1 protein-coding gene is annotated in these 347 nt (G+C 57.1%); it reads right to left on the bottom strand.

The genetic code is table 11. The features are described from left to right. Window positions 1–46: 46 nt before the first annotated feature. A partial coding sequence (locus HMPREF2990_RS08710) for an integrase core domain-containing protein (RefSeq protein WP_070764128.1) occupies window positions 47–347 on the bottom strand: 301 nt, incomplete at its 5' end.

Genomic DNA, 347 nt, shown 5'->3' on the forward strand with positions numbered 1-347 from the left:
TGGGGTTGCCCGCAAATCGTGGACACGTAGTGGAGCTACCTAGTGGTTAGGCAGCTATTTCTTTTCTGCTAGTGGTTAGACCAATTTGGTTCTCAAAGTCGACGGGGCTGACCATACCGAGTGCGGAGTGCCGGCGTCGACGGTTGTAGACGACTTCAATCCAGTAGGCAACGGCCTTGCGTGCGGCATCACGGGTCGTCCAGCGCTTACGGTCGTAGAACTCGGTTTTAAGCGTCGACCAGAACGACTCAGCCATCGCGTTATCGAAGCACACGCCGGTACGCCCCACGGACTGAGCAATGCCCAGGTCGCGGCAAACGTCCCAGAGCTGCTCGCTTGTAAACTGT

This window comes from Corynebacterium sp. HMSC071B10, assembly GCF_001814825.1.
Taxonomy (GTDB): Bacteria; Actinomycetota; Actinomycetes; order Mycobacteriales; family Mycobacteriaceae; genus Corynebacterium.